At 73.3% G+C, this 8196-nt stretch carries 9 protein-coding genes and 1 pseudogene; 2 read left to right on the forward strand and 8 right to left on the reverse strand.

Features of this window, described 5'->3' with window-relative positions; genetic code table 11:
* Window positions 1–271 (forward strand): annotated as a pseudogene (locus CBZ_RS21555) (hypothetical protein); the annotation flags it as partial.
* Here the strand turns inward: CBZ_RS21555 and dxr are convergent.
* The 8 genes from dxr to rpsB all read right to left on the reverse strand — a co-directional run bounded on the left by dxr (window position 216) and on the right by rpsB (window position 7396).
* Window positions 216–1379 carry a 1-deoxy-D-xylulose-5-phosphate reductoisomerase gene (dxr, locus tag CBZ_RS16185; RefSeq protein WP_218022798.1) on the reverse strand — a complete coding sequence of 388 codons (1164 nt, stop codon included), beginning with the start codon at window positions 1377–1379 and terminating at the stop codon, window positions 216–218. The pseudogene CBZ_RS21555 and the gene dxr sit on opposite strands and share 56 nt — an antisense overlap.
* A gap of 46 nt (window positions 1380–1425) precedes the next feature.
* Window positions 1426–1980 carry a DivIVA domain-containing protein gene (locus CBZ_RS16190; RefSeq protein WP_130782523.1) on the reverse strand — a complete coding sequence of 185 codons (555 nt, stop codon included), beginning with the start codon at window positions 1978–1980 and terminating at the stop codon, window positions 1426–1428.
* 1 nt (window position 1981) lies between these two features.
* Window positions 1982–3106: a dual-specificity RNA methyltransferase RlmN gene (rlmN, locus tag CBZ_RS16195; protein WP_130782524.1), complete on the reverse strand. Its 1125-nt coding sequence runs from the start codon at window positions 3104–3106 to the stop codon at window positions 1982–1984.
* An 84-nt stretch (window positions 3107–3190) separates the two neighbouring features.
* Window positions 3191–4039 carry a phosphatidate cytidylyltransferase gene (locus tag CBZ_RS16200; RefSeq protein ID WP_130782525.1) on the reverse strand — a complete coding sequence of 283 codons (849 nt, stop codon included), beginning with the start codon at window positions 4037–4039 and terminating at the stop codon, window positions 3191–3193.
* Window positions 4039–4596, reverse strand: a complete 558-nt coding sequence (frr, locus tag CBZ_RS16205; RefSeq protein ID WP_130782526.1) for a ribosome recycling factor — start codon at window positions 4594–4596, stop codon at window positions 4039–4041. Before frr ends, CBZ_RS16200 begins: the two co-directional genes overlap by 1 nt.
* A 53-nt stretch (window positions 4597–4649) precedes the next feature.
* Window positions 4650–5393 carry a UMP kinase gene (gene pyrH / locus CBZ_RS16210; protein ID WP_130782527.1) on the reverse strand — a complete coding sequence of 248 codons (744 nt, stop codon included), beginning with the start codon at window positions 5391–5393 and terminating at the stop codon, window positions 4650–4652.
* A 129-nt stretch (window positions 5394–5522) separates the two neighbouring features.
* Window positions 5523–6368, reverse strand: coding sequence for a translation elongation factor Ts (gene tsf, locus CBZ_RS16215; protein ID WP_130782528.1), 846 nt, complete (start codon window positions 6366–6368; stop codon window positions 5523–5525).
* Between the two features lie 41 nt (window positions 6369–6409).
* Window positions 6410–7396: a 30S ribosomal protein S2 gene (rpsB, locus tag CBZ_RS16220; protein ID WP_130782529.1), complete on the reverse strand. Its 987-nt coding sequence runs from the start codon at window positions 7394–7396 to the stop codon at window positions 6410–6412.
* A gap of 401 nt (window positions 7397–7797) precedes the next feature.
* Between rpsB and CBZ_RS16225 the strand changes: the two genes are divergently transcribed.
* Window positions 7798–8196 (forward strand): M23 family metallopeptidase (locus tag CBZ_RS16225; protein WP_165446817.1); only part of this gene is annotated, 399 nt, incomplete at its 3' end.

The raw sequence follows: 8196 nt of genomic DNA on the forward strand, positions 1-8196 counted from the left end.
CCACCACCCGTCCGTCGGGCTCGACGACGACGGCATCGGCTGGGCCGGCGGGTACGGGTTCGACGGCACGGCCGCCGCGAACCTCGCCGGTCGGACGCTCGCCGACCTCGTCACCGGTGCCGACAGCCCGCTGGTCCGCCTGCCGTGGGTCGGGCACCGGTCGCCCGCGCACGCCGCGGCCCCGTGGCGGCGCCTCACGGACGTCGCCTCGCGGCTCAGCGGCGCGCGAGCACCTCGTGCGCCCGGGTCCGTGCCCATGCCTCCGCGCTGAGCACCTCGTCGAGCGTCAGGGCGTCGGGGGCGGTGCCGGCGTGCTCGCCGAGCACCCGCTCGACGGTCGTGACGATGTCGAGGAAGCCGATCCGCCCCGCCAGGAACGCCGCGACGCACTCCTCGTTCGCCGCGTTGTAGACCGCCGGGTGCGTCGCCGACGCCGCGACGGCCTCGCGGGCCAGCCGGACGGCCCCGAACACCTCCTCGTCGAGCGGCTCGAACGTCCACGCCGTCGCGGTCGACCAGTCGCACGGCGGCGCGACCGCGGGCACCCGCTCCGGCCAGGACAGGCCGAGCGCGATCGGCAGCCGCATGTCGGGCGGCGACGCCTGCGCGATGGTCGAGCCGTCGACGAACTCGACCATCGAGTGCACGACCGACTGCGGGTGCACGACGACCGTGATGTCCTCGACCGGGACGCCGAACAGCAGGTGCGCCTCGATGAGCTCGAGGCCCTTGTTCATGAGCGTGGACGAGTTCACGGTGACCACCGGGCCCATCGACCAGGTGGGGTGCGCGAGGGCCTGCTCGGCCGTGACCACCTTGACGTCGTCGAGCGTCCACCCGCGGAACGGCCCGCCCGACGCGGTGAGCACGAGCCGCCGCACCTCGCTGCGCGCACCGCCGCGCAGCGACTGCGCGATCGCGGAGTGCTCGGAGTCGACCGGCACGATCTGGTCGTCGCGCCGCCGGGCCGCGTGCACGAGGGCGCCGCCCACGACGAGCGACTCCTTGTTGGCCAGCGCGAGCGTGCTGCCCGCGCGCAGCGCCGCGAGCGTCGGACCCAGGCCGACGGAGCCGGTGATGCCGTTGAGCACGACGTCCGCGCCCCGGCCCGCGAGGTCGCTCGACGCGTCGGGCCCGGCGATCACCTCGACGCCGGTGCCGTCGAGCGCGTCGCGCAGCGGCTCGCGCGCGGCGGGGTCGGCCACGGCCACCGTCTCGACGCGCAGGTCGCGCGCCTGCCGGGCGACGGTCGCGACGTCGCGACCCCCGGCGCTCAGGCCGGTGACGCGGAACCGGTCCGGGTTCCGCAGGACGACGTCGATCGCCTGCGTGCCGATGGACCCGGTCGAGCCGAGGATGACGACGCTGCGTGCACTCACGCCGACCATCCTCGCGGATGCGCGGGACGTCGCGTGACCGCCCGGGTCACTCGACGCCGAGCAGGACCTCCACGGCGCGCGCGAGGAACGCGTCGACGGGCGGCTCGGCGTACGCGTTGCGGCCCTTGCGGCTGCGGAACGTCGCGGAGCGGACCTCGGCGGCCGACAGCGGGGTGCCCTTGTCGAAGTACGCGACGAGCCGACGGCACAGCGCGTCGACGTCGGCGGGCTCGTATCCCTGGTGCCGGCCCTCGGGCGCCGCGAACCGGTCGCCGTCGGGCCGCGACAGCCGCCCGTAGAGCGACCGCGCCTGCTCGCTGAGCCGCGCCATCCACGCGTCCTGGCCGCTCGTGGCGACGAACTCCGCGCGCTGCCGGGCGACGAACGCCGCCTCCAGCCGGTCGAGCGCCGCGTCCACCGCGGCCGTCACGTAGCCGCCGCGCACCATGTCGAACGCCGCGCCGCGCACGTCCTTGCTCGACAGCGCCGTCGACGGGCCCGTCTCGTAGACCTGGCGCGCGTGCGTGAAGAAGTCGTCGACCTCGTCCGGGTCGTAGCCCTGCTTCAGACCCGAGACGGTCCGGAACATGCCGTCGCTCAACTCAGTCCTCCTCAGCCGCGAGCTGCCCGCACGCCCCGTCGATCTCGCTGCCGCGCGTGTCGCGGACGGTCGTCGGGATGCCGTGCGCACGCAAGCGTGCCACGAACTCGCGCTCCACCTGCGGATCGCTCGCCGTCCAGCGGGAGTTCGGGACCGGGTTGAGCGGGATCGGGTTGCAGTGCACCCAGCCCTTGCCGCGGGCGTTGAGCTTCTCGCCGAGCAGGTCCGCGCGCCACGCGTGGTCGTTGACGTCGCGGATCAGGGCGTACTCGATGGACACCCGCCGCCCCGTCTTCACGAAGTAGCGGTGCGCGGAGTCGATCGCCTCGTCCACCGACCAGCGGGTGTTCACCGGGACGAGCTCGCTGCGCAGCTCGTCGTCCGGGGCGTGCAGCGACAGCGCGAGCGTCACCGGGATGCCCTCGTTCGCGAGCTTGTCCATCGCCGGGACCATGCCGACGGTCGACACCGTGACGTTGCGCGCCGACATGCCGAGGCCGTCGGGCGCGGGCGCGACGAGCCGTCGCACGGTCTCCATGACCGCCTTGTAGTTGGCGAGCGGCTCCCCCATGCCCATGAACACGACGTTCGTCAGGCGCGTCGGGCCACCGGGCACCTCGCCGTCCGCGAGCGACCGGGCGGCCGCACGGACCTGCTCGACGATCTCCGCGGTCGACAGGTTGCGGGTCAGGCCGAGCTGCCCCGTCGCGCAGAACGAGCACGCGAGCCCGCAGCCGGCCTGGCTCGAGATGCACAGCGTGGTGCGGTTCGCGTACCGCATGAGCACCGACTCGACCTTGGCGCCGTCGAACAGGTGCCACAGCGTCTTGACCGTCGTGCCCTGGTCCGCCGTGAGCGTGCGGTGCTCCGTGAGCAGCGTCGGGAAGAGCCCCTCGACGAGCTTGTCGCGGGTCGCCTTCGGCAGGTCCGTCATCGCCGCGGGGTCGGACGTCAGGTGCGTGAAGTAGTGCGTCGCGAGCTGCTTGGCCCGGAACGGCTTCTCCCCCAGCTCGGTCACCGCCTCGACCCGCTGCTCGGGCGAGAGGTCGACGAAGTGCTTCGGAGGCTTGCCCCGGGGGCCGCGGGTGGGCGACGACAGGTCGAGGCGCACGGGTGTACCGGTCATGTGGGGTACCCCCTTCTGGATCGGGTGCGGCGGTGGCCGCGGGTCGTGGTCGGTGGTCCGGACGGGTCCGGACGGTGGCCCGCCTCAGGCGGCGGGCTGCAGGACGGCGAGGATGAGGTAGACCGCCGGTGCGGTCAGCAGCAGCGAGTCGAGCCGGTCGAGGATGCCGCCGTGGCCCGGGACGAGCCGGCCCATGTCCTTGAGCTCGAGGTCCCGCTTGAGCATCGACTCGGCCAGGTCGCCGAGCGACGCGGTGACGACCGTCGCGAGGCCGAGGAAGACGCCGACGAGCGGCTCGCCGCCGAACGCGACCTGGACCCCGACGACGCCGACGACGCACGCCAGCACCACGGAGCCGAGCAGCCCCTCCCACGTCTTGTTGGGACTCACCGACGGGGCCAGCGGGTGCCGGCCGAGCAGGACACCCACCGTGTACCCGCCGGTGTCGCTCGCGACCACCAGCAGGATGAACAGCAGCACGCGCGCCGGCCCGTCGGGCTCCGCGAGCATGAGCATCGCGAAGCCCCCGAGGAACGGCAGGTACGCCGCGGCGAACGCGCCAGCGCTCGCGTCCCGCAGCGCGGCCTCGCCGCTGCCGTCGAGGACCCGCCAGACGACGACACCGCCGACCGTCAGCATGAACGCGACGAACAGCGCCTCCGGCCCCGCCAGGTACGCCGAGACCAGGGTCCCGACGGCCCCGACGAGCAGCGGCAGCAGCGGCAGGTGGATGTTGCGCCGCGTGAACGCCTGCGCGAGCTCCCACAGGGCCGCGCAGATCGCCACGATCGCGACGACCCCGAAGGCCTCCTTGCGGACGAACAGCGACGCGACGACCAGGACGAGCAGCGTCACGCCGACGACGACCGCGACCGGGAGGTCGCGGCCCGGTCGCAGGGTGCGCGGCGCGGCGATGGTGCTGTGCTCCGTCATCAGACCTCGAGGAGCTCGCTCTCCTTGGAGGCGAGCAGGTGGTCGATCGTCTCGACGTGCTTCTTCGTCAGCGCCTCGAGCTCCTTCTCGGCACGGGCGACCTCGTCCTCGCCCGCCTCGCCGTCCTTGACGATGCGGTCGAGCTCCTCCTTGGCCTTGCGGCGCACGGAGCGCACCGACACGCGGGCGTCCTCCGCCTTGGACTTCGCGAGCTTGACGAAGTCGCGGCGACGCTCCTCGGTCAGCGCGGGCAGCACGACGCGGATGACGTTGCCGTCGTTCGTCGGGTTGACGCCCAGGTCGGAGTCGCGCAGGGCCTTCTCGACCGCGGTCGTCGACGACTTGTCGAAGGGCGACACGAGGATCGTGCGCGCCTCCGTCACGTTGAAGGACGCCAGCTGCTGCAGCGGCGTCGGGGTGCCGTAGTAGTCGACGAACACCTTCGAGAACATCGCGGCGTTGGCCCGGCCGGTGCGGATGGTCGCGAAGTCGTCCTTGGCGACCTCGACGGCCTTGTCCATCTTCTCCTCGGCCTCGAGGAGGGTCTCGTCGATCACCGCTGCTCCTTCGTGCTGCGTCCGGGTCGGGGTTTCGTGCGTGCGGGCAGGCGTCAGCCCGCCGTGACCAGCGTGCCGATCTTCTCACCCTGCAGGGCACGCGTGACGTTGCCCCGCTCCTCGAGCCCGAACACGCGCATGACGACGTCGTTGTCCCGGCACAGGCTCAGGGCCGTCGCGTCCATGACGCCGAGGTCGCCGACGAGCGCGTCGGTGTAGGTGAGGTGGTCGAGCTTGACGGCCGACGGGTCCGTGCGGGGGTCCGCCGAGTACACGCCGTCGACGCCGTTCTTGCCCATGAGCACCTCCTGGCAGTGCGTCTCCAGGGCACGCTGCACGCTCACGGTGTCGGTCGAGAAGTACGGCATGCCGGCGCCGGCGCCGAAGATGACGACGCGGCCCTTCTCGAGGTGGCGGATCGCCCGCAGCGGGATGTACGGCTCCGCGACCTGCCCCATGGCGATCGCGGTCTGCACGCGCGTGCTCACGCCCGCCTGCTCGAGGAAGTCCTGCAGCGCCAGGCAGTTCATGACCGTGCCGAGCATGCCCATGTAGTCGGCACGCGCACGGTCCAGGCCACGCTGCGACAGCTCGGCGCCGCGGAAGAAGTTGCCACCGCCGACGACGATCGCGACCTGCACCCCGGCGCGGACCGCGATCGCGATCTCCGCCGCGACCCGCTGCACGACGTCCGCCGCGAGACCCACGTCACCGCCCCCGAACGTCTCGCCGGAGAGCTTGAGGAGCACGCGCCGCGCAGGTGCGGCCTCGGCGGTCGCGTTCGGGTCCTGGGTCACTGCGCCTCCATCACGGTCGGGGTCGTGCGGGTCGTGCTCGGCCAGGCCGCGGGGTGCCGCACGGGCGGCCCCCGGTGCGACGGTGGCCCCGACCCTGCCGGGCCGGGGCCACCGTCGTGTCACATGGCGTCAGGCTCCCACGCGGTAGCGCACGAAGCCCGTCAGCGTGCCGCCGGCCTCGGTGAGGACCTGGCCGACCGACTTCTTCGGGTCCTTCGCGAACGCCTGGTCGAGCAGGACGTTCTCCTTGAAGAAGCCGTTGAGGCGGCCCTCGACGATCTTCGGCAGCGCGGCCTCGGGCTTGCCCTCGGTGCGGGCCGTCTCCTCGGCGATGCGGCGCTCGTTCTCCACCGTGTCCGCCGGGACGTCGTCGCGCGTCAGGTACGACGGCGAGAACGCGGCGATGTGGGTCGCGATGTCGCGGGCGACACCGGCACCGGCCGTGTCGGTCGCGACGAGGACGCCGACCTGCGGGGGCAGGTCCTTGTTGACCTTGTGCAGGTAGACCTCGACGTGCTCGCCGGCCACGCGGGCCAGACGACGCACGACGACGCGCTCACCCAGCGTGGCGGCCGTCTCGTCGACGATCGACTGCACGCTCGTGCCGTCGACCTCGGTCGCGAGCAGCGCGTCCGCGTCGCGGGCGGGCGACTCGACCGCGACCGCGAGGACGCGCTCGGCCAGCGCGACGAAGTTCGGGCTCTTCGCCACGAAGTCCGTCTCCGAGTTGACCTCGACGAGCACGCCCGTCTGGCCCTCGCCGTCGGCCGTCGGGCCGACGTGCGCCGCGACGAGACCGTCGGACGCCGAGCGGCCCTCACGCTTGCCGACGCCCTTGAGGCCCTTCACGCGGATGATCTCGAGCGCCTTGTCGGCGTCGCCCTCGGCCTCCTCGAGCGCCTTCTTGACGTCGAGCATGCCGGCACCGGTCTTCTCGCGCAGCGCCTTGATGTCTGCGAGCGAGTAGTTCGCCATCAGTGATTCCGTTCTGGTCGAAGGTGTGCGAGGGGCGCGCGTCAGGCCGACGCGGTGTCGTCGCCGGCCGGGGCGGCCTCGTCGCCCTCGGCGGGCGCGGCCGCAGCCTCGACCTCGGCGGTCTCGGCGGCCTCGGCGACGACGGCGGCCTCCTCGGCCGGGGCGTCGGTCGTCACGGCGTCGGCGGCCGTCGGCGCGTCGGCCTGGACCGCGGCCGGAGCAGCGGCGGACGAGCCCGACTGCAGGTCGGCCTCGGCACCGGCGAGCAGCTCGCGCTCCCACTCGGCGAGCGGCTCGGCGTCGGCCTCGGCGCCCTCGGCGGCCGCGGTGCGACCCGAGTGGCGCTTGAGCAGGCCGTCGGCGGCGGCGTCCGCGATGACGCGGGTGAGCAGCTGCACGGCGCGGATCGCGTCGTCGTTGCCCGGGATCGGGTAGTCGACGACGTCCGGGTCGCAGTTGGTGTCGAGGATCGCGACGACCGGGATGCCGAGCTTGCGCGCCTCGTCGACCGCGAGGTGCTCCTTGTTCGTGTCGACGATCCACACGGCCGAGGGGACCTTGGCCATGTCGCGGATGCCGCCGAGCGTCTTGCTCAGCTTGTCCTTCTCGCGACGCAGGACGAGCAGCTCCTTCTTCGTCAGGCCCGAGGCCGCGACGTCGTCGAAGTCGATCTGCTCGAGCTCCTTGAGGCGCTGCAGGCGCTTGTGGACCGTCGTGAAGTTGGTGAGCATGCCACCGAGCCAGCGCTGGTTGACGTAGGGCATGCCGACGCGGGCAGCCTGCTCGGCGACGGGCTCCTGCGCCTGCTTCTTCGTGCCGACGAACAGGATCGAGCCACCGTGCGCGACGGTCTGGCTGACGAAGTCGTAGGCGCGGTCGATGTAGGACAGCGACTGCTGCAGGTCGACGATGTAGATGCCGTTGCGCTCGGTGAAGATGAAGCGCTTCATCTTGGGGTTCCAGCGGCGGGTCTGGTGCCCGAAGTGGACACCGCTCTCGAGCAGCTGGCGCATGGTCACGACGGCCATGGCACGTCCTTCCGGCGCGCACCGAGCGGTGCGCGCGTCTGGGCGGGCCCGGAGAACGGGCCCGCATCTCGGTTGTCGGCCCCGACACGTGGTCGGCGCCCCTGGCACCATGTCGGCGGCTGCGCCGGGACGTCCCCTGACGGGTGGTCCCGGACCGGTGCAGCGTCCGACCCCGGCCGAGCTCCGCAGGACGGAGCAGGAGGCGGGTGGATGGTGCGCGATGTCGACCGGCACGGACCGGTCGCAGGGGAAGTCTAGCCGATGGCGGGCGGCGCTCCGGACGGGGCCGAATCGTCGCCAGCCGTCTCCAGCCGTCCCCAGCCCGTGGTCGCGCGGTGCCGTCCCCCGGGCGGACCGCTGGTCCGGCGTCGCGGCGGGCCCGGCTCGGCACCGTCGAGCCCATGAGACGACCGCCGCTCCCCCGCCGGCCCGCCGCGCGGACGCGCACGCCGGGCACTCCGTCGGGCGACGCGATCCCCTCCGCGCTGCTCGTCGTGCTGCTCGTCGTGCCGCTCGTCATCGGTCCCGCCACGGTCAGCACCGCGGCCGCCGGAGCGCCAGCGTCCGGCGCGGCACCGGCCGTCGCCCCAGCGGCCGGCACCGATGCGGCCGCCACCGCCGACGGGACCAGCCCGCCCGAGCCCGGCGTCGTGGACTACCGGATGCCGCTCGACCCGCCCGCCGACGTCGTCCGCGGCTTCGCGCCACCGCCCGCACCGTGGGCCGCCGGGCACCGCGGCGTCGACCTGCGCGCCTCGCCGGGGGCGGTCGTGCGGGCGCCCGCGTCGGGCACCGTCACG

The organism is Cellulomonas biazotea, assembly GCF_004306155.1.
Lineage (GTDB): Bacteria > Actinomycetota > Actinomycetes > Actinomycetales > Cellulomonadaceae > Cellulomonas > Cellulomonas biazotea.